The 23665-nt window shown below is 70.5% G+C and carries 23 protein-coding genes; 6 read left to right on the top strand and 17 right to left on the bottom strand.

The annotated features are described in order from the left end of the window. Positions 1–61: 61 nt before the first annotated feature. Genes MYL53_RS10580 through MYL53_RS10595 form a run of 4 tightly spaced genes read right to left on the bottom strand, consistent with a single transcriptional unit; the run spans position 62 to position 6252 of the window. Positions 62–1507: a hypothetical protein gene (locus MYL53_RS10580; RefSeq protein ID WP_247853778.1), complete on the bottom strand. Its 1446-nt coding sequence runs from the start codon at positions 1505–1507 to the stop codon at positions 62–64. A gap of 35 nt (positions 1508–1542) precedes the next feature. Then, positions 1543–2967, bottom strand: a complete 1425-nt coding sequence (locus tag MYL53_RS10585; RefSeq protein ID WP_247853779.1) for a polyphosphate kinase — start codon at positions 2965–2967, stop codon at positions 1543–1545. 10 nt (positions 2968–2977) lie between these two features. Beyond that, positions 2978–5539: an ABC transporter permease gene (locus tag MYL53_RS10590; protein WP_247853781.1), complete on the bottom strand. Its 2562-nt coding sequence runs from the start codon at positions 5537–5539 to the stop codon at positions 2978–2980. Then, positions 5536–6252 (bottom strand): ABC transporter ATP-binding protein, encoded by a 717-nt coding sequence (locus MYL53_RS10595; RefSeq protein ID WP_425591751.1) that lies wholly within the window; start codon positions 6250–6252, stop codon positions 5536–5538. Before MYL53_RS10595 ends, MYL53_RS10590 begins: the two co-directional genes overlap by 4 nt. Positions 6253–6262: 10 nt before the next feature. Here MYL53_RS10595 and MYL53_RS10600 point away from each other — a divergent pair, with 10 nt between their 5' ends. After that, on the top strand, positions 6263–6937 hold the full coding sequence (locus MYL53_RS10600; RefSeq protein WP_282103479.1) for an arylesterase: 675 nt from the start codon (positions 6263–6265) through the stop codon (positions 6935–6937). A 305-nt stretch (positions 6938–7242) separates the two neighbouring features. Here the strand turns inward: MYL53_RS10600 and MYL53_RS10605 are convergent, their stop codons facing one another. Both MYL53_RS10605 and MYL53_RS10610 read right to left on the bottom strand, forming a co-directional pair. Beyond that, on the bottom strand, positions 7243–8133 hold the full coding sequence (locus MYL53_RS10605; protein ID WP_247853784.1) for a DMT family transporter: 891 nt from the start codon (positions 8131–8133) through the stop codon (positions 7243–7245). A gap of 91 nt (positions 8134–8224) precedes the next feature. Further along, positions 8225–8494, bottom strand: coding sequence for an Rdx family protein (locus MYL53_RS10610; RefSeq protein WP_247853786.1), 270 nt, complete (start codon positions 8492–8494; stop codon positions 8225–8227). 54 nt (positions 8495–8548) lie between these two features. Between MYL53_RS10610 and MYL53_RS10615 the strand changes: the two genes are divergently transcribed. The 5 genes from MYL53_RS10615 (at position 8549) to MYL53_RS10635 (ending at position 14134) form a co-directional block, all read left to right on the top strand. Beyond that, the gene (locus tag MYL53_RS10615; protein WP_247853787.1) at positions 8549–9862 is read left to right on the top strand and encodes an MFS transporter; all 1314 of its coding nucleotides are present in this window, start codon (positions 8549–8551) and stop codon (positions 9860–9862) included. 103 nt (positions 9863–9965) lie between these two features. Then, positions 9966–10400 (top strand): PAS domain-containing protein, encoded by a 435-nt coding sequence (locus MYL53_RS10620; protein ID WP_247853788.1) that lies wholly within the window; start codon positions 9966–9968, stop codon positions 10398–10400. A 205-nt stretch (positions 10401–10605) separates the two neighbouring features. Further along, positions 10606–10818: a PA3496 family putative envelope integrity protein gene (locus MYL53_RS10625; RefSeq protein ID WP_247853789.1), complete on the top strand. Its 213-nt coding sequence runs from the start codon at positions 10606–10608 to the stop codon at positions 10816–10818. Positions 10819–10935: 117 nt separating this feature from the next. Beyond that, the gene (gene ettA, locus MYL53_RS10630) at positions 10936–12597 is read left to right on the top strand and encodes an energy-dependent translational throttle protein EttA (RefSeq protein WP_247853790.1); all 1662 of its coding nucleotides are present in this window, start codon (positions 10936–10938) and stop codon (positions 12595–12597) included. Positions 12598–12796: 199 nt separating this feature from the next. Further along, the gene (locus MYL53_RS10635; protein ID WP_247853791.1) at positions 12797–14134 is read left to right on the top strand and encodes a DUF2254 domain-containing protein; all 1338 of its coding nucleotides are present in this window, start codon (positions 12797–12799) and stop codon (positions 14132–14134) included. Here the strand turns inward: MYL53_RS10635 and lpxL are convergent. The 11 genes from lpxL to ftsB all read right to left on the bottom strand — a co-directional run bounded on the left by lpxL (position 14128) and on the right by ftsB (position 23664). After that, positions 14128–15048 (bottom strand): LpxL/LpxP family Kdo(2)-lipid IV(A) lauroyl/palmitoleoyl acyltransferase, encoded by a 921-nt coding sequence (lpxL, locus tag MYL53_RS10640; RefSeq protein WP_247853792.1) that lies wholly within the window; start codon positions 15046–15048, stop codon positions 14128–14130. The genes MYL53_RS10635 and lpxL overlap by 7 nt on opposite strands. Positions 15049–15067: 19 nt before the next feature. Beyond that, positions 15068–16168, bottom strand: a complete 1101-nt coding sequence (gene alr, locus MYL53_RS10645) for an alanine racemase (protein WP_247853793.1) — start codon at positions 16166–16168, stop codon at positions 15068–15070. Positions 16169–16381: 213 nt separating this feature from the next. Further along, the gene (gene rpoS / locus MYL53_RS10650) at positions 16382–17365 is read right to left on the bottom strand and encodes an RNA polymerase sigma factor RpoS (RefSeq protein WP_247853794.1); all 984 of its coding nucleotides are present in this window, start codon (positions 17363–17365) and stop codon (positions 16382–16384) included. 129 nt (positions 17366–17494) lie between these two features. Then, the gene (locus tag MYL53_RS10655; RefSeq protein WP_247853795.1) at positions 17495–18574 is read right to left on the bottom strand and encodes a peptidoglycan DD-metalloendopeptidase family protein; all 1080 of its coding nucleotides are present in this window, start codon (positions 18572–18574) and stop codon (positions 17495–17497) included. After that, a complete protein-coding gene (locus MYL53_RS10660; RefSeq protein ID WP_247853796.1) occupies positions 18567–19544 on the bottom strand; it encodes a DUF368 domain-containing protein in 978 nt (325 codons plus the stop codon). The genes MYL53_RS10655 and MYL53_RS10660 overlap by 8 nt, the downstream gene beginning before the upstream one ends. Before the next feature lie 60 nt (positions 19545–19604). Next, positions 19605–20297 carry a protein-L-isoaspartate(D-aspartate) O-methyltransferase gene (locus MYL53_RS10665; RefSeq protein WP_247853797.1) on the bottom strand — a complete coding sequence of 231 codons (693 nt, stop codon included), beginning with the start codon at positions 20295–20297 and terminating at the stop codon, positions 19605–19607. Next, a complete protein-coding gene (gene surE, locus MYL53_RS10670) occupies positions 20284–21030 on the bottom strand; it encodes a 5'/3'-nucleotidase SurE (protein WP_247853798.1) in 747 nt (248 codons plus the stop codon). The genes MYL53_RS10665 and surE overlap by 14 nt, the downstream gene beginning before the upstream one ends. Then, the gene (truD, locus tag MYL53_RS10675) at positions 21005–22165 is read right to left on the bottom strand and encodes a tRNA pseudouridine(13) synthase TruD (protein ID WP_247853800.1); all 1161 of its coding nucleotides are present in this window, start codon (positions 22163–22165) and stop codon (positions 21005–21007) included. Before truD ends, surE begins: the two co-directional genes overlap by 26 nt. Continuing rightward, on the bottom strand, positions 22158–22643 hold the full coding sequence (gene ispF / locus MYL53_RS10680; protein WP_282103507.1) for a 2-C-methyl-D-erythritol 2,4-cyclodiphosphate synthase: 486 nt from the start codon (positions 22641–22643) through the stop codon (positions 22158–22160). Before ispF ends, truD begins: the two co-directional genes overlap by 8 nt. Continuing rightward, complete coding sequence (gene ispD / locus MYL53_RS10685; protein ID WP_247853803.1) at positions 22643–23371, bottom strand: 2-C-methyl-D-erythritol 4-phosphate cytidylyltransferase; 729 nt, start codon at positions 23369–23371, stop codon at positions 22643–22645. The genes ispF and ispD overlap by 1 nt, the downstream gene beginning before the upstream one ends. Beyond that, entirely contained in the window at positions 23368–23664 is a 297-nt protein-coding gene (gene ftsB, locus MYL53_RS10690) for a cell division protein FtsB (protein WP_247853805.1), read from the bottom strand. Before ftsB ends, ispD begins: the two co-directional genes overlap by 4 nt. Between the last annotated feature and the right edge of the window lies 1 nt (position 23665).

Raw genomic sequence — 23665 nt, forward strand, 5'->3', positions numbered from 1 at the left:
CGGCGCCCCATGATTTCTCATGTGCGCTTCAGTAATTCTGAAGGCTCTCCCGCCGTGCGGCTCAGCGCGACTCCACCTCCATCGACAGCTTGCTCGGCAGCCCCAGCGGGTCGGCGGCGAGCACGTCCGCGTCGCTCTCCGGCGGCAGGGTCAACGCCACCGTCAGCTCGCTGGCCCGCCCCGCCATCATGTCCACCAGGCCGTCCAGCAGCTGGCCGAATTCCGGGCCGAGCATGGTGCCGAAGCCCTTGGCCTGGGTACGCGCCTGATCGAGGAACTCGGCCTCGCTCACCCCGCGGCTGGCGGCCATCACCGCCGGCATGCGACCGAACAGCCCCAGGTCACCGAGCGTCGTCTCGATGCGCCCGCCGAGCAGGGTCACGCCGCTCAGATCACGCATCTCGGCCAGATAGGCTTCCGGCTCCACGCCTTCGGGCAGGCGCACCGGCAGCTCGCTGTCGAACGTCCAGCGGAAGGCGTCGGCGGCGGTGATCGTGCCGTCACCGGACAGCAGGCTCTTCTGGCCCAGTGCCTCCCAGCGGCCGTCGAACTCGGCGTCCAGGCGCAGCTGCCCGCTGCCGCCGGTCAGCACGTTGCTGGCCAGGCGCAGCTCGGTGCGCTCGTCGGGCGGCGCCATTTCGATCATCCGTGCCAGGTCGACGTCGAGGGCCTCGAGCCGGGCGCTGCCCTCACCGTCGTGCATGTCGCCGTCGACGCTCAATCGCGCCAGATCGGCCACCAGATGATCGGCGACGATCGACATGTCGTTCAGCTCGAAGCTGTCCAACGTCGCCGCCTCGGGATCGCCCGGCGGGTGGCTCAGGCCCTCGAGGCTCAGCGAAGACAGGGTGAGATCGCCGGCGCCTACGTCCTCGACCCCCTCGGCGTGGCCCTCGATGCCGCTCATCTCCAGGCGGCCGACGCCGGTCGCCGTGAGCCTCTCGGCCTCGAGCCGCTGCGCCGACAGCCAGCCGCTCGTCGGCACCTGAGGGCTCAGCGTTTTCTTACCGTCGGCGGAGGTGATCACCGCCGACTCGAGCGCCAGGCGCAGCCCTTCGGCGCTCAGCCCGTCGGCCTCGAAGGCCGCATCGCCCAGCCGGCCCTCGCCCCAGGGCAGCGGCCCGCCGGGACCGTCGAGGCGCAGCCGGTCGGCGGTCAGCACGCCCGCATCGCGGCCGGCCCGCTCGAGCCTCAGCCCCTCCATGACGATCGCCTCGGGATCCTCGTAGTCGCCCTTGACCACGTAGCGGGCGACGTCCAACCGCGATCCGTCGGCCTCGACCAGGCTCAGGTCCTCGGCGCGGGTCTCGCCGCCGAGCAGGCTGTCGGAGACCTCGCCGACCGAGAACTCGCCGGCCTCGGCGAAGCGCTCGCGCAGGTCGGCCTCGAGGCGCTCGGCATCGGCCTGGGCCAGGCCGCATGGCAGTGCGGCGAGAACGGCGGCGAGCGCCGCGGCTCGCGACGGGGGATTAGACATGAAGAACTGGCGTATCAAGGGCTTGCGCATGAGATTCACCTCCCTGGTGATCGCGCCTGCGGGCGTCAGCGCGGTTCGGCGAGACGCGCCTCGAGCAGGCGGTTGACGTGGTCCAGCACCGCCAGACGGGCGCGGCGCTTGTCATTGGCGTCGATCAGGGCCCAGCCGCCGTCGACGTCATGAGTATGCACAAACATGTCGTCGATCGCCCGCCGGTAGTCGTCCCAGCGCTCGCGATTGCGCCAGTCCTCCGCGGTGAGCTTGTGGCGCTTGTGGGGCGTCTCGGCGCGCGAACGGAAGCGGCGCAGCTGCTCGTCCTTGTCGACCGCCAGGAAAAGCTTGCCGAGCACCGCACCGTGGGCCAGCAGCTGGCGCTCGAAGCGGCGGATCTCGTCATAGCCGCGGCGCCAGGCGGCCGGCTCGGCCAGGCCCTCGACGCGCTCCACCAGCACCCGTCCGTACCAGGAGCGGTCGAAGATCGCCACCCGACCGTCCAGCGGCAGCCGGCGCCAGAAGCGCCAGGCCCAGGGATGGGCGCGCTCCTCGTCGCTGGGCGCGGCAATGCGATGGACGCGATACTGGCGGGCGTCGAGCGCCGAGGTCAGGCGATGGATGCAGCCGCCCTTGCCGGCGGCGTCCTGGCCCTCGAAGGCCAGCACCACGGGAATCCGCCGGCGCTGGATCTCGCGGGCGTTGCCGGCCAGCCGGGCCTGGGCCTCGGTGAGGCGCTCCCGGTAGGTGGCCTTGTCCATGGCCTCGGGCATCGCGACGTCGAGGTCCGCCAGCCGCGGCGGCGCCCCGCTGCCCGCCTTGGGCCGGGAGGGCGGAGGCGCGACCTCGGGCAGCGGGCCGGCCATGGCCGCCACCAGCCGGTGGGCCAGGGCCTTGATCGGCGTCTCGTCGGGGCCGCCGGCCAGGCGGTGCCAGGGCGCATGATCGGCCTCGGTGGCCTCGCGCATCTCGCGGCCCAGCCGGTCCAGGGCGTCGTACTGGAAATGGCGCTGCCAGTCGTGATCCTTGACCTGCCAGGCCCGTTCGGGGTCGTGCCACAGCGCCTTCAGGTGGTGCCCCTGGACGTCGCGGTCGATGTCCAGCCACAGTTTGACGATCGCCACGTTCTCGGCGGCCAGCTCGGCCTCGAAGGCGCGGATCTCGGCCAGCCGATCGCGGAAGGCGCCCTCTCCCAGGCGCTGCTCGGTGCGCGCGAACAGCGCATCGCCGTACCAGCCGTGCACGAACACGCCGACCCGCCCGCGGGCCGGCAGGCGACGCCAGTAGCGCCACCAGTAGGGGCGCTCGCGCTCCTCGCTGCTGGGGGCCAGGGCGTGCACCTCGGTCAGGCGATTCTCCAGGCGATGGTTGAGCTCGTTGATCAGCGCCGTCTTGCCGGCGGCGGCGTGACCGGTGACCACCAGCACCACCGAGCGCGAGGCCTGGCGGGCCAGCTCCAGCTGGGCCTCGAGCAGTGCATAGCGCAGCGATTCCTTCATTCCATCATCCTCATGCCTCGCCCAGTAGCCCCAGGCTCTCGGCGGGCGCCCGGTGCCGGATGCCCCGCGACAGCCACTGACCGATGGCGCCGACCAGCAGCGCCCCGCCCAGCGGCAGCGCCAGCCACAGCGCCGGATGCCAGCGCGGCGCCAGGTCGAGCCAGCCGCCGTAGAGCCCGGCCGCGGCCAGCTCGGTCAGCGCCGCGGCCAGCAGGCCGCTGGCCAGCCCCAGCAGCGCGAACTCGGCGCCCTGCACCCGCCGCAGCAGCCGGTCGCCGGCGCCGAACACCCGCAGCAGGCCTGCCTCGTGGGCGCGCACCGGCAGGCTGGCGGCCAGGGCGGCGTGCAGTACGCTGACTCCGGCGAGCAGCACCAGCACCAGCACCAGCTCCACCGCCCGGGTGACCTGCGACAGCACCTCGCGGACCCGCTCGAGGATTGCCTCCACGTCGAGCAGGGTGACGCCGGGGAAGTCGCGCACCAGCCGGCCCGGCAGCGCGCGCTCGTCGGGCGCCAGGTGGAAGGCGGTGATGTAGCTGTGGCCGAAGCGCTCCAGCACGCCCGGCGGGAAGATCACGTAGAAGTTGGGCCGGAAGCTGTCCCAGTCCAGGTCGCGCAGGCTGGTGATCTCGCCGTCGATGGTGGCGCTGCCGACGGTGAAGGTCAGCACGTCCCCGAGCTCGAGCCCCAGCCGTCCGGCCAGGCCGCTCTCCAGCGAGATCGGCACCGGCGTCGAGGCCTCACCGCCCGACGCCGCCTCTGGGTCGAACCACTCCCCCGCCACCAGCCGATTGCCCTCCGGCAGGTCGGCGCGCCAGGTCAGGTTGAGCTCGCGGCGCAGCGAGTTGTCGCCGCGCGCCTCCGCAGGCACCGCCTCGCGGGGCTCGACGCCGTCGATGGCCGTGAGCCGGCCGCGCACCATGGGGTAAAGATCGCTGCGCGACTCGGCGCCCTCGTTCAGCGCCGCGGCGAAGGCGTCACGTTCGCCGGGCTGGATGTTGATGGCGAACTGGTTGGGGGTGTTCTCGGGCAGCTGCTCGCGCCAGGCATCGAGCAGGTCGCCGCGCACCAGGGCGATCATCGCCATGGCGAACAGCGCCACCGAGAAGGCCAGCAGCTGGCCGAGGCTGGCGGCACGCCGACGCCCCAGCTGGCGCCCGCCCAGGCGCAGCGCCTGCAGGTATCCGGCCCCACCGCGCGCCGGCAGCCGCGAGCACAGCGCCAGCACGCCGCCGAGCAGCAGCCCGCCCAGGCCCCACAGGATCGCCAGCGCCAGGCCGCCGCCGAGCAGCAAGGCCAGCGACAGGACGGGATCGCCGGAGTAGAGCCACAGCAGCGCGCCGAATACCAGCGCCGCTGCGCTCACCACCCACCAGGCGGAGGCCGGCAGCGGGTCCAGCTCGCGGCGCAGCACCTTGAGCGCGCTGACCCGCCGCAGGCGCAGCAGGGTCGGCCCGGCGAAGCCGGCCAGCACCGCCAGCGCGGTCAGCACGCCGAGCGCCAGCGGCACCAGCCCCGGCGGCGGCAGCTCCACCGCCAGCAACTGGCCGAGCAGCGCCAGCAGCAGCGCCTGACCGGCCAGGCCCAACAGCGCGCCCAGCGCCGAGGCCGCCAGCGCCAGCCACAGCAGCTGCAGGGCGAACAGACGCACCAGCTCGGCCTGACGGGCGCCGAAGCAGCGCAGCAGCGCCGCGGTGTCCAGGTGGCGCTCCACGTAGCGCCGTGTGGCCATGGCCACCGCCACCCCGGCCAGCAGCACCGCGGCCAGCCCGGCCAGGCTCAGGTAGCGGTCGGCCCGGGACAGCGCGCTGCCGAGCCGCGGCCGGTCGCGGCGCACGTCCTGCACCTGCATGCCCTGCGAGCGCAGCCGCTCGAGCCGAGGCGTGATCGCCTCCACCGCCTCAGGCGGGCCGGCGGCCAGCAGCTCGTACTCGATGCGCGAGCCGGGCTGGATCAGCCCGGTGGCCTCGAGATCGTCGACGTGCACCATCAGCCGCGGATTGAAGCTCGAGAAGCCGGCCGAGGGATCGGCCTCGCGCTCGATCACCCCGCTCACCGTGAGCTCGGCCTGGCCCAGGCGCAGGGTGTCGCCGAGCGCGAGGTCGAGCAGCTGCGCCAGGCGCGGCGCGATCCAGGCCGTGCCGCGCTCGGGCCCCCGGGGCAGCGCCTCGGGGCCCGCGCCGCGATCGACCACGGACGCGCCGTAGTGGGGATAGGCGTCGTCCACCGCCTTGACGCCCACCGGCTGGAAGGCCTCGCCGGCGCTGACCATGGAGACCATGTCGACCTGGTCGGAGAGTGCGAGGCCGGCGTCCTCGAAGGCGCGGCGCAGCTCGGGATCGAAGGGCCGCGACTGCTCGAGCACCACGTCGCCGCCCAGCAGCTGGCCGGCCTGACGGGTCAGGCCGCGCTCCAGACGATCGAGGAAGAAACCGATCATGGTGGCGGCGGCCACCGCCAGGGTCAGCGCCAGGAACAGCGCACGCACGTCGCCGGCGCGCAGGTCGCGCTTGAGCCCCTTCCACGACAGGCCCACGACGTGACGCAGCCGCTGAGTGCGCGCCCCGCTCATGCCGAGGCCCCCTCGCGTTCGATCGCCTCGAGCCGTCCGTCGGCGAGCCTTAGGCAGCGGTCGCAGCGCCGCGCCAGCGCCAGGTCGTGGGTGACCAGCACCAGGGTGGTACCGGCCTCGCGGTTCAAGGTAAACAGGGTGTCGATGATGTGCTCGCCGGTGGCGGGGTCGAGGTTACCGGTGGGCTCGTCGGCGAACACCAGCTCGGCGCCGGTGACGAAGGCGCGGGCCAGCGCCACGCGCTGTTGCTCCCCGCCGGAGAGCTGCTTGGGCAGGTGGTCGAGGCGCTCGCCGAGCCCCACCCGGCCGAGCCAGTCGCGGGCACGGGCCTCGGCGTCACCGTTCGGGGCCAGCTCCAGCGGCAGCAGCACGTTCTCCAGCGCGGTCAGGGTCGGCAGCAGCTGGAAGTTCTGGAACACGAAGCCGACCCGCCCGGCCCGCAGCCCGGCGCGGCCGTCCTCGTCGAGGTCACCAAGGGGCTCGCCGAACAGCTCGAGCTCGCCGCCGCTGGGGGCGTCGAGCCCGGCCAGCAGGCCGAGCAGGGTCGACTTGCCTGCCCCGCTCTGGCCGAGGATGGCCAGCGTCTCGCCGGGGAACACCTCGAGGGCGAGATCACTCAGAATGGTCAGCGAGCGTTCGCCGCTCTCCACCCGCTTGGTCAGGTGGGCGGCGCGTAGAATAGGATGAAGATTTGCTGGCGAGGAGTCGGACATGAGGTCGGTCATGAGAAAGCGCATCCCTGTTGGTCGAGCCCATGGCGTCCTGACGGCGTGCCTGCTGTGGACGCTGCTGGTGCTGGCGGCCGCCCCGGCGGCGGCCGCCGAGCGCCCGCGGGTGCTGGTAATGGGCGACAGCCTGAGCGCCGCCTACGGCATCGAGCGCGAGGCCGGTTGGGTCAGTCTGCTGGCCCGGCGGCTGGAGGGGAAGGCCCGGGTGATCAACGCCAGCATCAGCGGCGAGACCAGCAGCGGCGGCGCGACGCGGCTGCCGGCGCTGCTCGAGGAGCACGCCCCCGACCTGGTAGTGCTGGAGCTGGGCGGCAACGACGGCCTGCGCGGCCTGCCGCCCTCGCAGATGAGCGCCAACCTGGCCGGCATGATCGAACAAAGCCAGGCCTCCGGCGCCGAGGTGCTGCTGCTCGGCATCGACATCCCGCCCAATTACGGGCCGGCCTATCGCGACGCCTTCACCGGAGTCTACGACGATCTCGCCGAGCGCTACGAGGTACCGCTGGTGCCCTTCCTGCTGGAGGGCGTGGCGCTGGACGATTCCCTGATGCAGGACGACGGGATCCATCCCACGGCGGCCGCCCAGCCCGCGCTGCTCGACAACGTCTGGCCGGCGCTGGCGCCGCTGCTGGAAGAGGAAGGCGTGGCGCTGGCGGCGCGTGGTGAGTGAGGAGTGAGGAGTGAGGAGCGAAGCATGCTCGGTGGATCCGTCCGACCCGGTCGGGCGATGCGCTGGCGCTTATCGCCCCTACGAGACTAAGCAAGGAAGACCGGGGACAGGGCATCGCGAGGGGTTTTTGGCCATGGGTGAGGCGGATTCCGCCGAACGGGCTGGCCAAGGATGGCCAGCACCGGTCCTGCTAGCGGAGCGGGATGCGAGAGCGCTGCAGGGCCAAAGGAGCGCCCAAGGATGGGTTCATAGCGCCCTCGCGAGGCCCTGGCCGCGGGATCTCCGGGCGCAAAGCAGAGCCTGGCTCAGGCGTCGTCCGGCGATGCCGGGGCCTTCTGCCACTGCTGAAGCCCCAGTCCGCCGAGGATCAGCACCAGGCCGACCAGGGTGGAGGGCAGGATCGGCTCGCCGACGACCAGGTAGAGCAGCATCAGCGAGACCGGCGGCGACAGGAAGATCAGGTTGGAGACCTTGGCGGTGCGCGACACCGTGCCCACCGCCAGCTGCCACAGCACGAAGGCGATGCCCATCTCGAACAGCCCCACGTAGACCCCGGCGGCGAGCCCGTCGAGGCCGTGCCACTGAAGCCCCGGCCCGAACAGCAGCAGCCCGGTCAGCACCGGCACCCCGACGCTGAAGTTCTGCCACTGAGCCACCAGCGGCGGGCGACGATCGCGCACATTGAGCAGCCAGTAGAGCGCCCAGATCAGCGTCGAGACCAGCGCCAGCCCCACGCCCAGCGGATCGGCGAAGGCCACGTCGAATACCGCGCCGCGGGTGGCGATCACCCACACCCCGGCGTAGGCGACCAGGCCGGCCAGCGCATCCACGAGCGTGAGGCGCTGGCCGAGGATCGGCACCGCCAGCAGCGCCATGGCCAGCGCCCAGGTGTAGTTTAGCGCCATCGCCTCCTGGCCCGGCAGGCGATCGTAGGCGGCGAACAGCACCAGGTAGTAGGCCACCGGATTCATCAGCCCCGCCCAGGCCGCGGTGCGCCAGCCGCGCCTCAGCGCCTCGCCGAGCAGACCCCGGTGCACCACCAGCGCGCCGATCAGCGCCCAGGACACCAGCGCCGCGAGCCACATCAGCTCCAGCGGCGTCATCCGCTCGAGCGCCACCTTGAAGGCGGTGGCCACCGTGGACCACAGCGCCACGGCGCCCAGCCCGTAGAGCATGGCACGACGATCCGTTGTCATAAGCTCTCCCTGTCGTTCGTTACCGGTCACGGGCTCAGCGAGAACCGCGTATTCTCCTCGCCCCTCGCCCCTCGCCCCTCGCCCCTCGAGACTACCGATCGATATGCCCCAGGTTCCGCTCGGGGTCGAGGCGGTCGCGCACCTTCTGCTTCAGCGTCTTGCTGTCGGGAAAGCCGCCGTCGCGCTTGCGCTCCCACAGGCTCTCGTCGTCGCAGAAGATCTCGAAGTAGCCGCCGTGGGACGGTACCAGGCTGACTTCCTCGAGGTCCTCGCCGAAGGTCGACAGCAGCTCCTGGGCATACCAGGCGCTGCGCAGCAGCCATTGGCATTGAGTACAGTAGTGAATGCGAATACGTGACACGATGCCCTTCCTGTCGCAACAATAAGCGCTTCATCCTACCAGCGAGGAGCCCCCATGGCCGCCCCCGAGATCAGCCAGACCCGCCTCTACGAGCGGCTGACCGGCGACGAGGACAGCCGGATGTGCAAGGACATCCCCGACGAGGCCTGCCAGGAGCAGCCACGCAACTTCTTCCTTCATCTGATGGCATCGCTGGGCAACAAGCTGGCCGACGAGCTGGCCAGCGCCCGGCTGGTGCTGCCCTGGCTGCTCGGCGCGATCGGCGCACCGATCTGGATGGTCGGGCTGCTGGTGCCGATCCGCGAGGCCGGCGCCCTGCTGCCCCAGGTGTTCGTGGCCGGCTTCATCCGCGGCCGCCCCGAGCGCAAGGGCGTGTGGGTGGTCGGCGCCCTGCTCCAGGCGCTGGCCGCGGCCGCCCTCGCCCTGCTGGCGCTGTTCGGCCAGGGCGGGCCCGGCGGCGCCCTGGTGCTCGCCGTGCTGGTGGTACTGTCGCTGGCCCGGGGCCTGTCGTCGATCGCCACCAAGGACGTGCTGGGCAAGACCATCGCCAAGCAGCGCCGCGGCACCCTGATGGGCTGGAGCGGCAGCCTGGCCGGCGCCGCCACCCTGGCCGCCGGCGTGGTGCTGATGCTGTTCAGCGACCGCCCCGGCGAGATCGCCCTGGCCGCGCTGCTGGGCGTGGCCGCCTTGGGCTGGGCATTGAACGGGCTGTGCGCCGCGCGCATCCACGAGGTGCCCGGCGCCTCGGAAGGCGGCGACAGCATCGCCTCGACGCTGCGCGAGGGCCTGCGCCTGCTGCGCCAGGATCGCGCCTTCCGCCACTTCAACCTGTCCCGCGCATTGCTGCTGTCGAGCGCCCTGGCGCTGCCCTACGTGGCGCTGCTCGGCCAGCGCCAGAGCGGCACAGAGCTCGGCGGCCTGGGCGTGCTGGTGATCGTCTCCGGCATCGCCGGCATGGTGGCGAGCCCGGTATGGGGCAAGCGCGCCGACGATTCCAGCCGCCGGGTGATGCGCACCGCCGCCCTGGGTACCGCCGCGTGCTGCGCGGCCGGCGCGCTGCTGGCCTGGCTGCCGCTGTCCTGGACCGCCAGCGTGTGGCCCTACGCCGCGCTCTACGCGCTGCTGGTGATCGTCCACGCCGGGGCCCGGCTGGGGCGCAAGACCTATGTCGTCGACCTGGCCGGTGCCGAGGATCGCGCCCTCTACGTGGCGCTCTCCAACACTCTGACCGGTGTGCTGATGTTGATCGTCGGCGGGCTCGCCGGTGCGCTGGCCCAGTGGCTCGGCAGCGGCGCCCTGCTGCTGGGGCTGGCCGCTACCTCACTGGCCGCCGCGGCCAGCGCCCAGCGCCTGCCGGAGGTGGAATGAGCGCGCCCGGCGTTGAAATCCGGCCATCGGCTGGCCATGATATTTTGCAACGGGGCCGCGCATGCGGCGCGGCCCACCCCGATTTCGCGACAGGAATGCCTCGATGAAACGCCCCGCCATGATCAGCCCGGACCTGCTCGAACGCATGGTCGATGCCTCCGAGGACGGCATCGTCGTCGCCGAACAGGAAGGCGACGAGAACATCCTGATCTACGTCAACCAGGGCTTCGAGCGCCTGACCGGCTACAGCACCGACGAGATCCTCTATCGCGACTGCCGCTTCCTGCAGAACGACGACCGCGACCAGCCGGCACTGGCGGCGATTCGCCAGGCGCTGGCCGAAGGTCGCCCCTGCCAGGAAGTGCTGCGCAACTACAAGAAGGACGGCACCCTGTTCTACAACGAACTGTCGATCACCCCGGTGTTCAACGAACAGGACGAGCTGACCTACTTCATCGGCGTACAGAAGGACGTCACCGCCCGCGTCGAGGCCCAGCAGGAGCTGGCCCGCCTCAAGGCCGAACACGGCCTGTCCTGAGCCCCTCGTCGAGCCCCGCCGAACGCGTCATTTCCCTCTCTCCGCCCCCGTGCGACACGCCATGTCGCACGGGAGACTTGCATCGCATCGCGTCCCGCCTTATATAGCCGTCAGGTGCCCGACAGCGGCGCCCTGGGGCCTCGCGCAACGCGGGGTGTCGGATCCGTTTCGCCGCCCCGCGCGGCCGGCCATGGGAGGACCTCGCATGCGCCAGAACAGCTATCACGAAGCACCCCTTCACGACGACGCCTATGACGACGACCACGACGAGGCCGTCAACGATGACGACTATCGCCGCGCCCGACCGGCCAGCCGCGCCGAGCAGCTGCAGGCCAGGCGCCGTCTGGAGGCGCTGCTCGAGGAGCGACGCCTGAGGCGCCGCATCGACGACGACTGGGATCTCGACGAAGAGGAGTGAGGGGGCCGGCTGGCCTTTCCGGGGTGCGGGCTCTATCATCGTGGGCCAGCGGAGTCCGCACTCAAAACCTCCAACCCGCACTCCACAACCCGCTTTTCCAACCATTAGTGAGATTCCATGGCGCAATACGTCTACACCATGAATCGGGTGGGCAAGGTCGTTCCGCCCAAGAAACAGATTCTCAAGGACATCTCGCTGTCCTTCTTCCCCGGCGCCAAGATCGGCGTGCTCGGCCTCAACGGCGCGGGCAAGTCGACCCTGCTGCGCATCATGGCCGGCGTCGACACCGAATTCGAGGGTGAGGCCCGCCCGATGTCGGGCATCAACGTCGGCTACCTGCCCCAGGAGCCGGAGCTCGACGACGAAAAGAACGTTCGCGAGACCGTGGAAGAGGCACTGGGCGCCATCAAGGAGGCCCAGGAAAAACTCGACGGCGTCTATGCCGCCTACGCCGAGCCGGACGCCGACTTCGACGCCCTGGCCGCCGAGCAGGCCCGCCTCGAGAACATCATCGAGGCCGCCGACGCTCACAACCTGGAGCGCAAGCTCGAGGTCGCCGCCGAGGCCCTGCGCCTGCCGCCCTGGGAGGCCCAGGTGGGCAACCTCTCCGGTGGCGAGCGCCGCCGCGTGGCGCTGTGCCGCCTGCTGCTCTCCAGCCCCGACATGCTGCTGCTGGACGAGCCGACCAACCACCTGGACGCCGAGTCTGTGGCCTGGCTCGAGCGCTTCCTGCACGACTACAGCGGCACCGTGGTGGCGATCACCCACGACCGCTACTTCCTCGACAACGTGGCCGGCTGGATCCTCGAGCTCGACCGCGGCGAGGGCATTCCCTTCGAGGGCAACTACTCCCAGTGGCTCGAGGCCAAGGAGCAGCGCCTGGAGCGGGAAGCCAAGCAGGAAGCCTCGCGCCAGAAGGCCATCAAGCACGAGCTCGAGTGGGTGCGCTCCAACGCCAAGGGCCGCCAGGCCAAGAGCAAGGCGCGTCTCAACCGCTTCGAGGAGATGCAGTCCGGCGACTTCCAGCAGCGCAACGAGACCAACGAGATCTACATTCCGCCCGGCCCGCGCCTGGGCGACAAGGTCATCGAGTTTCACGGCGTGTCCAAGGCCTTCGATGACAAGCTGCTGTACGAGAACCTGGACTTCGCGATTCCGCCCGGCGCTATCGTCGGCATCGTCGGCGGCAACGGCGCCGGCAAGTCGACCCTGTTCAAACTGATCAACGGCACCGAGCAGCCGGACACCGGCGAGGTGGTCAAGGGCGAGACCGTCGACATCGCCTACGTCGAGCAGCTGCGCGACGCGCTCGACAACAAGCAGACGGTCTGGGAAGCGGTGTCCGACGGCCAGGACATCCTCAACATCAACGGCTACGAGGTCTCTTCGCGGGCCTACGTCGGCCGCTTCAACTTCAAGGGCAACGACCAGCAGAAGCGCCTGTCGGACCTGTCCGGCGGCGAGCGCGGTCGCCTGCAGCTGGCCCAGACGCTGAAGCAGGGCGCCAACGTGCTGCTGCTCGATGAGCCGTCCAACGACCTGGACATCGAGACCCTGCGCGCCCTGGAAGAAGCCCTGCTGGCCTTCCCCGGCTGCGCCCTGGTGATCTCCCACGACCGCTGGTTCCTCGACCGCATCGCCACGCACATCCTCGCCTTCGAGGGCGAGTCGCACGTGGAGTTCTTCGAAGGGAACTACACCGAGTACGAGGCGGATCACAAGAAGCGCGTCGGCGACGAGACGCCGCATCGGATGAAGTACAAGCGCATCGACGCTTGACCGGCTTCGCCGGAGCCGTAAGAACGCCCGCTGCGCGGGCTGAAGCTTGCAGCTGAAAGACAACCCCACGATCTCGCGGTCGTGGGGTTTTTGCGTTGGCCCCGGCGCTGGACAGCGCCGGGCCGAACCGCCATAAGAAGACAGGGCGGGATGCCGGCAAGCGGCGGCCGCCGTCATCGTGGCCGCGCGAGGACCGGGCATGTCACCGACGCTTCTGCTGCACCCCGTTCAGCTATTGCGGCGCTTCGCCAGCAGCATCGCCTACCTGCCGACGCTGGCCGCCGCGAGCTACGGCCTGCTGGGGCTTCTTATCCTGCTCAGCACCACCCTCGACGTCGGCTTTCCCGACGGCCTAGCGCCCTGGATCCCGCCGCTGCCGGACGGCGCCCGCGGGCTGATGACCGCCCTGCTCGGCGGCATGATCTCGCTGATGGTGTTCAGCTTCTCGATGGTCATGTCGATCCTCTCCCAGGCCGGCGGCAACTTCTCCCACAAGCTGGTGTTCGGGCTGATCGGCGAGCGTCGCCACCAGTGGGTGCTGGGCCACTATCTCGGCACCATCCTGCTGCTGCTCCTGCTGCTGATGGCGCCAGACGACGCCCGCGGCTGGATGGCGCCCGCCGTCTATCTGGCCTGCATTCTGGTCGTGCACTGCCTGGGGCTGTTCGTCTATTTCATCCACGGCGCCTCGCAGTCGGTGCAGGTCGATGCGGTGATCGGCGGCCTGCACGACGCCACGCTGCACGCCATGCGCCGCCAGCAGGCGTGTCAGCGGGGCGAGCGCTGGCGCTGCATGGACACGCCGGCCCTGCCGCGCCCGCCCTGCCACGAGATCAGGATGCATCGGGAGGGCTACGTGCAGGGCGCCGATCTCGCCGCCATGGCGCGCCTGGCGGCACGTCTGGACGGCCGGCTGCATCTGAGCTTCCGCTTCGGCGACTACCTGATTCAGGGCGCCCCGCTGGCGGTACTGGAGGCCGAGCGAGCGCCCGACGAGGCCTGGGAGGAGGCGCTATGGGAATGCCTGATCTGCCTGGACGGCGAATCGGTGAGCGAGCACTACGTGCACGGCATGACGCAGCTGATGGAGGTGGCGCTCAAGGCCCTGTCGCCGGGCATCAACGATCCGGGCACGGCGCGGCTGTGCCTGCACCGACTGACCGACCTGCTGCGGCATCATCTGGCCTGGCAGCCGCCCGACGCGCTGCTCGACGAGCAGGAGCGGCTGCGGGTGACCTGGCCGCTGGAGGATTTCGACAGCCTGCTGCACCGGCTGTTCGTGCCGCTGCTGCACTACGGCGGCGACGATCAGAGCGTGCTGCTGGGGCTGCTCAAGGCCCTGAAGGCGCTGTCACTCGAGGCCGACGGCCCACGACTCAGCGCTCTCCAGGCCATGGCCGAACGCGTTGTGGCACGGCTCGACCGCATCTCCCGCCACCCGATGGACCGGGCCTTCGTCGGCGACCGGCTGACCCGGGGGCGGCACCGTCTGGCACTGCCCCGCGAGCTGCCGGGGATTGGCGACGACACTCAGTAGAGCTTGGGCTCGCCCTTCGGGCGGGTCTTGAAGCGCCGATGCAGCCACAAGTACTGCTCGGGATGGCGGCGGATGGCGGCCTCGATGACGGCGTTGACCTGGGTGGCGTCGGCCACGTCATCGCCGGAGGGGAAATCTTCCAGCGGCGGCAGGTACTCCAGGGTGTAGGTGCGGTCGTCGGGATTGCGATGGAAGATCAGCGGCATGACAGGCGCACCGGTCATGCGGGCGATCTTGGCGGTGAGCTTGATGGTCGCCGCCTCGACGCCGAAGAAGGGCGCGAAGACGCTGGCATCGCGGCCGAAATCCTGGTCCGGCGAGTACCAGACGTTGTGGCCGCTCTTGATCCGTCGCACCACGCCGCGCAGGTCGTGGCGGTCGATGGCACGACCGAAGATATGCGAGCGGGCACGGGTCATGAAGCGCTCGAACAGCGGGTTGTCGTGGGGCCGATAGACCACGTCCGCGGGGAAGAACAGCGAATGCAGCGCCCCGCCCAGATCCAGGGTCGAGAAGTGGATACCGATGATCAGCGCCCCCTTGCCCTGGGCCTGGGCGCGCGCCATGTGCTCCTGGCCCTTGAAGGTCACGCGGTGACGAAGGTGCTCCGGATCACGACACCAGCCGGTGGCCGTTTCCAGGATGCCGATGCCGTTGGCGATGAAGGCTTCGCGCACCAGCCGCGCGCGTTGCGCCTCGTCCAGCTCGGGGAAGCACAGACGGATATTGGTCTCGGTGATGTGCCGCCGCCGCCCGGCGAACCGCCAGGCGGCCAGGCCGATGGCCCGGCCGACCCAGAGCTTGAGCCGCCAGGGCAGCCAGGCGGCAACGCACATGGCGGCGATGGACAGCCAGGTCGGCCAGTAGCGGGGGTGGGCGAAGGAGGTCGTTGTCTCGGTCTCGTCCTTGGACATGGGGCGCTCTTGCTCGGGTTCAGCCCCCATGATAGCGCCTTGGCACCCGTGGCAGCACCCCGGTGAGCAGGGTGTAGCTGATGGTGTCGCAGTGACGGGCCACCTCGTCCACGGACAGCACCTCGCCGCTCGCCGCCCGCCCCCACAGCACCACCTCGCTGCCGATGCCCGCCTCGGGCAGCTCGGTCAGGTCGACGATCAGCATGTCCATCGAGACCTTGCCGGCGATCGCCGCGCGCCGGCCGTCGACCAGCACCGGCGTGCCGTCGACGGCATGGCGGTCATAGCCGTCACCATAGCCGCAGGCCACCACACCGACGCGCGAGGGACCCGGCGCCGTCCAGCGGCCGCCGTAGCCCACCGGCTCGCCCGCCTCGAGCTCGCGCACGGCGATGATCTCGGAGCGCAGCGTCATCACAGGCGCCAGCCGCCGGCTGGCGGCGTTGGCCTGCTCCAGCGGATCGCTGCCGTAGAGCATCACGCCGGGGCGATTCCAGGCGCCGTGGGCCTCGGGCCGCGCCAGGGTGGCCGGGGAATTGGCCAGGCAGGTGGGCGCGCCGAGCCGCTCGGCCAGCGTGGCCAGCAGCGTCGACTGGCGGCGGAAATAGGCGCTATCGACGGCGTCGGCGGTGGCGAAGTGGCTCATCAGGTGCAGGTCGGTGGCGCACTCCGGCGCCTCGCTGAGCCGCCGCCAGGCCGCCTCGGCCCGCTCGGGAGCGAAGCCCAGCCGGTGCATGCCGGAGTCCACCTTCAGCCACACCGGGATCGGCCGCGCCGGGCGGTGCGCCAGCAGTGCATCCAGCTGCCAGTCACTGTGCACCGCCAACCACAGCCCCAGCGCCTCGACGCGCTCGAGCTCACTGGCTTCGAAGATGCCCTCCAGCAGCACCACCGGCTCGTCGATGCCCGCCTCGCGCAGGGCCTCGGCCTCCTCGATGCAGGCCACGGCGAAGGCCGGCGCCAGCTCCTGCAGGGCCCGCGCGCAGGCCACGGCCCCGTGGCCATAGGCATCGGCCTTGAGCACCGCCACGGCCTGGCTGTGGGGCGCCAGCTCACGAGCCAGACGATAGTTGTGGCGCAGGGCATCCAGGTCGATATCGGCGCGCAGCGGTCGGGCCATGCGGGGCGTCTCCAGGCAAGTGGGCAAAACCACCATTATTTTGCAAACCGGCGCCGTTTTCACGGCCCTGACGACCAAAATATTTTCAAATAACCATATTTATTACTGCTTTTTCATGAAAAAGCAGATTTTTACACCCAGCTCGGCCATAAACGCGGAAAGCCAGGGCTTAGCCCTGGCTTTCGCTGGTCAATCGTCTCTAGGAAGGAAGGGTCACTCGAAGATGGCGTCGAGGTCGAGCCCCTGCTTGTCGAGCATGCGGCGCAGCTTCTTCAACGCCTCGACCTGGATCTGGCGCACCCGCTCGCGGGTCAGGCCGATCTCCTCGCCGACCTGCTCGAGGGTCGAGGCCTCGTGGCCACGCAGGCCGAAGCGGCGTACCACCACCTCGCACTGCTTGTCGGTGAGCTCGGCCAGCCAGTCGTCGACGTGCTGCTTGACGTCGCCGTCCACCAGCGTCGATTCCGGGCCCAGGTCGTTGTCGTCGGTCAGCGTCTCGATCAGCGGCTTGTCGCTCTCGGCGCCCACGGGGTAGTCGACCGAGGAGACCCGCTCGTTGAGCCCCATCATCTTCTTGACCGTCTCTACCGGCTTGTCGAGGTGATCGGCGATCTCCTCGGCGGTGGCCTCGTGGTCGAGCTTCTGGGTCAGCTCGCGGGCCGCCCGCAGGTAGATGTTGAGCTCCTTGACCACATGGATCGGCAGGCGAATCGTGCGGGTCTGGTTCATCAGCGCCCGCTCGATGGTCTGGCGAATCCACCAGGTGGCATAGGTCGAGAAGCGGAAGCCGCGCTCGGGATCGAACTTCTCCACCGCGCGGATCAAGCCCAGGTTGCCCTCCTCGATCAGGTCGAGCAGGGTCAGGCCGCGGTTGAGGTAGCGCCGGGCGATCTTGACCACCAGCCGCAGGTTGGACTCGATCATCCGCGATCGGCCGGCGGGGTCGCCCTTGCGGGCGAGGCGGCCGTAGAAGACCTCCTCCTCCGGCGTCAGCAGCGGCGAGAAGCCAATCTCGTTGAGATAGATCTGGGTGGCATCGAGGCTGTGGTGATAGTGGCGGTCCTCACGGCTCAGCGCCTTCTCGAAGGCCGCGTCCGCATCATCGGGCGCGGCGCTCTCGAGCTCGACCTCCTGCTCACCGGCTTCTTCGGCCGACTCCATGTCCACCTCGTTCAGGTCCCGTTCAAGCATGCTCATCGATTGTTACCCCATGGTTGTATCGAGCACCGTGTCATGCCCGAAACGATCGATGTCAGAGGTTGTCATTGTATTGTGTTGCCTTGCTGACACGAGCGGCTTGGCGACCCTTTCCTTCAACGCTTGGGCTCAACGCTTTGGCAGATACTCCAGCGGATCCTGAGGCTGGCCGTCCTTGCGCACCTCGAAGTGCAGCCTGACATCCTCGGCGTCGCTGTCGCCCATGGTGGCGATCACCTCGCCGGTCTCGACAACGTCGTTTTCCTTCACCCGCAGGCTGTCGTTGTGGGCGTAGGCGCTCAGGAATTCATCGTTGTGCTTGAGCAGGATCAGGTTGCCGTACCCGCGTACGCCACTGCCCGCATAGACCACGATTCCCGGCCCGGCCGCCTTGACAGGTTGCCCCTTTTGCCCCTCGATATCAATGCCGGCGGTGATGCTGCCACCCTCGCCGAAATTGCCGACCACCTGGCCATCGGCGGGCCACTGCCAGGGGACGTCGTCCACCGGCGTATAGGTCCGCTGTTCGCTGTCATTGGACGCCGGTTCGCCCGCCACCTGGGTGCCGGCATCGGCCTGGGGCGGCTCCTGGGAACCCGTCTCGGCGTCGGTCTGCTCGGCCGCGACGTCGCCTTCCGCCGTCGCCTGCTCGCGCTCCTCGCGACGCTGGCGCTCGGCCTGATCGCTCTCGCTCAGGTTGCCATCGGCACCGGGGCTGTCGGGATCGTAGACCGGGCCCGGCCCGGCGCTACTGGCCTGTTCACCAGCGCTCGTCTCGGCCTGCGCCTCGCCGCCGCTGCGCTCGGTGCTGCCGTCGGGCAGCAGCCAGTCCAGCGAACCGTCGTCCTGGCTCTCGCCGCCGAGGCCGGTCGCCACGGCCCCACCGGCGGCGGCGGCCGTGGCACTCACGCCGGTGCCGGACTCACCGCTGCCGGCGGAGGCGCTGCCGCCCAGCGACAGCTGCTGCCCCGGCTGGATGCTGTAGGGCGGCTCGATATGGTTGAGCCGCGCCAGGTCGCGGTAGTCCATGTCATGGCGCCAGGCGATGCCGTAGAGCGTGTCGCCGGCCTCGACGGTGTAGCTGGCCGGCCGATCCGCGGCGCGGCTGGCCGACAGATCCTGAACCTGCACCGGCGGCGGGGCCTCGCGAGAGGTAGCGCAGCCCGCCAGGGTCAGGGCCAGCCCTGAAATCAGCAAAACCTTATGCATCGGAACCTTCCTCCTTGTCCTCGTGTCGGCCGCCCAGGGCGGCGCTATGATCGCCATTCTGGGTCCTGCCGATGCCCCACACCAGGGCGGCACCGGCCAGCATCAGCGCGACCGCCGCGACGAGCTGGGCGGGCTCGCCGGTGACCTCGGTGAATGCCGAGGGTGTCAGATAACGGTAATCGAGGGGAATCATCTGGCCATCCGGGGAAAGCTGGTAACTCACCAGCTCGCGCCAGGGCCACAGCACCGGCAGCGAACCGAGGATGAATCCCACCAGCAGTTGCAGGGTGGCGGCATGAAATCGCTCGAGCAACCAGCACAGCAGTCGCGAGAAGGCGAACACGCCGATCAGGCAACCGCCGCCGAACAGCGCAATAGTGCCCAGCTCGAACCCGCGAATGGCCTCCATGACCTGGCCATAGAGGCCCATGGTCAGCAGCAGGAAACTGCCCGAGACGCCGGGCAGCAGCATGGCACTGATGGCGAGGGCACCGCCGGCCACCAGCACCAGTTCGGGGCTGCCGAGGCTGCCGATCAGCGGCATCAGCGACGGCAGCAGCTGAGCCAGCAGCAGGCCGACCGCCAGCGGCAGCAGGTGCCAGAAGCGCCAGTCGGCGGGATGTCGGCTCACCACCAGCGCCGAGGCCGCCACCAGGCCGAAGAAGAAGCCGTTGAGCAGCAGCGGCTGATCCGCCATCAGCCACACCACCAGGTGGGCGACGCTGATCAGGCTGGCGGCGATGCCGGCCAGCAGCGGCAGCAGAAAACCCAGATTGAGATGCGTGGCCAGCCCGCGCAGGCCGCCGCGGCGCCAGGCAACGAAGGCGCTCGGGCCGAAACGACGCACGGTCAGCAGCAGCTCCTCGTAGATGCCGGTAATGAAGGCGATGGTACCGCCGGAGACGCCGGGCACCGCATCGGCGGCGCCCATCCCGGCACCCCTGAGCAAGAGGCCTAATTGACGCTTCAAGAACTTACTCCCTAGAAAACACTGAGACATGGCCACGCTCGAATCGGCGCTTGCATCGACTTATCGGATCACACCTTCCAGCAGCGGCACGAAGCGTACTGGCTCCAGGCGTTCCTTCTCGAACCGGTCACCCTGGCGACGCACCCGCACCAGCCACTGGCGGCCGTCACACTCGGCCAGCGGGGCGATCATCACTCCGCCGTCGGCCAGCTGGGCCAGCAGCGGCTCGGGCAACGCCTTGGCACAGGCGGTCAACAGAATGACCTCGAAGGGCGCGGCCTCGGGCCAGCCGTGACCGCCGTCGGCCAGGCGCAAGTGAACGTTGTGCACGCCCAGCAGTCGCAGCCGCTCGCCGGCTCGACGGTGCAGGGCATTGATTCGCTCCACCGACCAGAGTTCCGCCACCTGCCGCGCCAGCACCAGGGTCTGGTAGCCCGAGCCGGTGCCGATCTCCAGCACCCGCTCGGGCGCTTCCTCGCGGACCAGCTCGGTCATGCGCGCCACGATCCACGGCTGTGACAGCGTCTGGCCGTGGCCGATGGGCAGCGAGGTGTCCTCGTAGGCGCGATGGGACAGCGCCTCGTCGAGGAACAGGTGGCGCGGCTCCTCGGCCATGGTTTCCAGCACCCGCCGGTCGGCGATGCCCTGCCGGGCCAGGCGCTCGACCATGCGGTCGCGGGTGCGCTGGGAGGTCATGCCGACGCCCTTCAGCAGCTCCGGTCGCAGCCGGCGGCGGGAATCAGGTGAGTGCATCCAGCCATTCCTGAACGTCGTCGCGCGCCGCATGCCGGGTCAGATCGAGCTGCAGCGGCGTGATGGACACGAAGCCGGCCTCCACGGCGGCGAAATCGGTATCCTCGCCGTCGTCGGCGCTCTCGCCCACGGCGGCGATCCAGTAACGCTTGCGCCCGCGCGGGTCGAGCACCTCCAGCGGCTCGGCCGCCGGGCCGCGATAGCCCAGGCGCGTCACCCGGAGGCCGCGGATCTCCTCCCAGGGCAGATCCGGCACGTTGACGTTGAGCAGGCTGCGCGGCGGCAGCGAGAGCCGATCGGCGGCGCCGACCAGGCTCGCCGCCACCCGTCCGGCGGTCTCGAAGTAGCGATGGCCGACCAGCGACATGGCGATCGCCGACATGCCCAGGTTGCGGCCTTCCATGGCGGCGGCCACGGTGCCCGAATAGAGCACGTCGTCGCCCAGGTTGCCGCCGTGGTTGATGCCCGAGATCACCAGGTCCGGGCGCTCCTCCCAGACGCCGTTGACGCCCAGGTAGACGCAATCCGCCGGGGTCCCGTCGACGCTGTAGAAGCCGTTGTCCAGGGTCGACAGCGCCAGGGGACGGGTCAGGGTCAGGGAGTTGCTGGCACCGCTCTTGTCGCGGTCGGGGGCCACCACGCGCAGCCGCGCGTGGGGGGCCAGGGCGTCATGCAGGGCGCGCAGGCCCGGAGCATGCACCCCGTCATCATTGGACAGCAGCAGTCGACGCATCCGCGGCTCCTTGCTCGGGCCCCGGCCGGGGCGTATGGAAACTCAGGGTCGGGTGGGCGATCAGCTCGCGCAGCACGGCGGTGGCGAAGGCGCCGCGGGGCAGCGTGAAGGAGAACCAGGCCTCGCCCTCGCCGGGCGCCAGCCGCGGGGCGGCCAGTCGCAGGCGCAGCGGCCGGCGAGCGGTCTTGACCCCGGCGCGCACGAGGCCGTCGCACAGCGCGGGATGCGCCTCGGCCAGCGCCTGCTCGCGGGCACGGGCATCGTCCTGGGCCACCGAGTCGCCCTGCCCCCAGAGCACGCCGCTGGGGTGCAGGTCGAGCCGTTCGGCGCGCTCGATCAGCGAGTCGTCGACGGTCTCGGCCACGAACTGGCTCGACGAGCCGTCGAGGATCACCGCCTCGCCGGGCAGCGGCGTGGCCCAGCTGCCGTCGGCGATTCGCGCGGCCAGCAGCTCGTTGAACAGGTAGCTGCGCGCCGCGGAGAGCAGCATGCCCTCGCGGTCGTCACGCTTGCGCCAGCCCCGGGCCAGCACGCCGGCCGCGCGGTGGATATTGCGCCCGTCGGCGCCGAAGCGCTGCGGCCCGAAGTAGTTGGCGGCGCCGTGGTGGCACAGCCAGGCCCAGCGCTCGGCGAGGTGCGGGTCCTCCAGCGCCTCGCCGGTAACGCGCAGGCGGAAGCGGTTGGCGGCGTGCACGCCACGCTTGAGCTTGCGCGGATGCCGGGTGGCCTCGAGCAGCGTCAGCGGCAGATCGGCCAGCCGCGCCTCGAGGTCGTCGGGCGCGTCGCGGCCGGGCAGATGCACCGAGAACCACTGGCGGGTCACCGCGTGGCGGTCCTTCATGCCGGCGTAGCCGACGTCGCGTTGGGTGACCTCGCAGGCCCTGGCCAGGCGGCGGGCGACCATGGCAGTGGTCAGGTCACGCTTCTCGAGCCACAGCCACAGGTGCTCGCCCTGCCCTTCCGGCTCGAAGCCGAGCTGCTCCTCGACCTGAAAGTCCTCCGGCGTGGCCCGATAGCCGCCGGGGCGCGGCGCGCCGAAACGCGCGTCCAGCACCCGCGGCCAGCTCGGCGGCCAGACGATCGCCGCGGCCTGTTGTTTGTCCTGCCGTGCCTTGTCCTGCGGCGCCTCAGACATCGCCGCGCTCCCGCATCAGCAGCACCACCGCCTCGGCGGCGATGCCTTCGCCGCGGCCGGTGAAGCCCAGCCGCTCGGTGGTCGTCGCCTTGACGTTGACCGCCCCGCGCGCCACCGCCAGATCGGCGGCGATGGCCTCGGCCATGGCCTCGACGTGGGGCGAGAGCTTGGGCGCCTGGGCCATCACCGTGGCGTCCAGGTTGCCGACCCGATAGCCCGCCGCGTGCACCTGCGCGACCACCCGGCGCAGCAGCTCGCGGCTGTCGGCGCCGGCCCAGGCCGGATCGGTATCGGGGAAGTGGCGGCCGATGTCGCCCAGCGCGCAGGCGCCGAGCAGGGCATCGCAGATCGCATGCAGCAGCACGTCGCCGTCGGAGTGGGCGACGAAGCCGCGATCGAAGGGAATGGCGACGCCGCCGATCCGCAGGTGGTCGCCCTCGCCGAAGCGGTGGACGTCGAAGCCGTGGCCGATTCGCATCATGCGGTGTCGTTCCTGTCGGCGGAGGAATCAGGTGCTTCCTGGGCGGCGAGAATCGCCTCGGCCAGCGCCAGATCCTCCGGATGGGTGATCTTGAGATTGTCGCGGCGCCCGCTCACCAGCCGCGGCGAGAGGCCCAGCGCCTCCACCGCCGAGGCCTCGTCGGTGACGGCGACGCCGCGTGAGGCGGCCTCGGCGAGCGCCCGGCGCAGCAGCCCGTAGCCGAAACCCTGGGGCGTCAGCGCATGCCACAGGCCGTCCCGGGGCTCGGTGCCGCCGACCCGGCCGTCGCCGTCGTCGCGCTTCATGGTGTCGGCCACCGGCGCGGCCAGCAGCCCGCCCACGGCATCTGAGGCCACCGCCGCCGCCAGCCGCCGCAGGTCGTCGACTCGCACGCAGGGCCGGGCCACGTCGTGGACCAGCACCGGATCGCCCGCCTCGGCCTCGTCGGCGATGGCGGCCAGGGCGTGGGTCACCGAATCGACGCGTTCGGCGCCGCCGGGCATCCGGCGCCAGTCGGCGAAGGGCACCGCCGCCGGGTCGAAGTGGGCATCGTCGGGGTCCAGGCACAGGCACAGCCGCGCCTCGGGGAAGGCCTCGTGAAGCCGCGCCAGGGTCCGGGCCAGCACCGTGCGCCCGGCCAGCGGCAGGTACTGCTTGGGCAGCGCGGCGCCCATGCGCCGGCCGCGGCCCGCGGCGGGCACCACCAGCCACAGTCGCTCGCTCACGGCGCCTCCTCGGCCGGGTCGGCGTCGGGCACCCAGAAGAACTGCTCGTCGCGGCGCACCATGCCGATGTCGCTGCGCGCGCGCTCCTCGATGGCGTCGAGGCCGTTCTTGAGGTCGACCACCTCGGCGGCGAGCCGCTCGTTGCGCGCCCGCAGCGGCGCATTCTCGGCTTCCAGGCGGTCCACCCGCTGGCGCACCTCGGCCAGCTCGCGCAGTCCGCCCTCGCCGAGCCACAGGCGATACTGCAACAGCGCCTGGAGGGCGATGAGCACGATGGCCAGCCACTTGAGCATG

The organism is Halomonas getboli, assembly GCF_023094245.1.
Taxonomy (GTDB): domain Bacteria; phylum Pseudomonadota; class Gammaproteobacteria; order Pseudomonadales; family Halomonadaceae; genus Halomonas; species Halomonas getboli.

What these genes read in the sequence shown, in the direction of transcription:
- MYL53_RS10655 (WP_247853795.1), bottom strand. Translation starts at nt 18,574, where the DNA reads ATGCATAAGGTTTTGCTGATTTCAGGGCTGGCCCTGACCCTGGCGGGC.
- alr (WP_247853793.1), bottom strand. Translation starts at nt 16,168, where the DNA reads ATGGCCCGACCGCTGCGCGCCGATATCGACCTGGATGCCCTGCGCCAC.
- surE (WP_247853798.1), bottom strand. Translation starts at nt 21,030, where the DNA reads ATGCGTCGACTGCTGCTGTCCAATGATGACGGGGTGCATGCTCCGGGC.
- MYL53_RS10600 (WP_282103479.1), top strand. Translation starts at nt 6,263, where the DNA reads ATGAGAAAGCGCATCCCTGTTGGTCGAGCCCATGGCGTCCTGACGGCG.
- lpxL (WP_247853792.1), bottom strand. Translation starts at nt 15,048, where the DNA reads ATGTCCAAGGACGAGACCGAGACAACGACCTCCTTCGCCCACCCCCGC.
- ispF (WP_282103507.1), bottom strand. Translation starts at nt 22,643, where the DNA reads ATGCGAATCGGCCACGGCTTCGACGTCCACCGCTTCGGCGAGGGCGAC.
- MYL53_RS10595 (WP_425591751.1), bottom strand. Translation starts at nt 6,252, where the DNA reads ATGTCCGACTCCTCGCCAGCAAATCTTCATCCTATTCTACGCGCCGCC.
- truD (WP_247853800.1), bottom strand. Translation starts at nt 22,165, where the DNA reads ATGTCTGAGGCGCCGCAGGACAAGGCACGGCAGGACAAACAACAGGCC.
- MYL53_RS10625 (WP_247853789.1), top strand. Translation starts at nt 10,606, where the DNA reads ATGCGCCAGAACAGCTATCACGAAGCACCCCTTCACGACGACGCCTAT.
- rpoS (WP_247853794.1), bottom strand. Translation starts at nt 17,365, where the DNA reads ATGAGCATGCTTGAACGGGACCTGAACGAGGTGGACATGGAGTCGGCC.
- MYL53_RS10635 (WP_247853791.1), top strand. Translation starts at nt 12,797, where the DNA reads ATGTCACCGACGCTTCTGCTGCACCCCGTTCAGCTATTGCGGCGCTTC.
- MYL53_RS10615 (WP_247853787.1), top strand. Translation starts at nt 8,549, where the DNA reads ATGGCCGCCCCCGAGATCAGCCAGACCCGCCTCTACGAGCGGCTGACC.
- MYL53_RS10585 (WP_247853779.1), bottom strand. Translation starts at nt 2,967, where the DNA reads ATGAAGGAATCGCTGCGCTATGCACTGCTCGAGGCCCAGCTGGAGCTG.
- MYL53_RS10605 (WP_247853784.1), bottom strand. Translation starts at nt 8,133, where the DNA reads ATGACAACGGATCGTCGTGCCATGCTCTACGGGCTGGGCGCCGTGGCG.
- MYL53_RS10665 (WP_247853797.1), bottom strand. Translation starts at nt 20,297, where the DNA reads ATGCACTCACCTGATTCCCGCCGCCGGCTGCGACCGGAGCTGCTGAAG.
- ftsB (WP_247853805.1), bottom strand. Translation starts at nt 23,664, where the DNA reads ATGCTCAAGTGGCTGGCCATCGTGCTCATCGCCCTCCAGGCGCTGTTG.
- MYL53_RS10590 (WP_247853781.1), bottom strand. Translation starts at nt 5,539, where the DNA reads ATGAGCGGGGCGCGCACTCAGCGGCTGCGTCACGTCGTGGGCCTGTCG.
- MYL53_RS10620 (WP_247853788.1), top strand. Translation starts at nt 9,966, where the DNA reads ATGAAACGCCCCGCCATGATCAGCCCGGACCTGCTCGAACGCATGGTC.
- MYL53_RS10580 (WP_247853778.1), bottom strand. Translation starts at nt 1,507, where the DNA reads ATGCGCAAGCCCTTGATACGCCAGTTCTTCATGTCTAATCCCCCGTCG.
- ettA (WP_247853790.1), top strand. Translation starts at nt 10,936, where the DNA reads ATGGCGCAATACGTCTACACCATGAATCGGGTGGGCAAGGTCGTTCCG.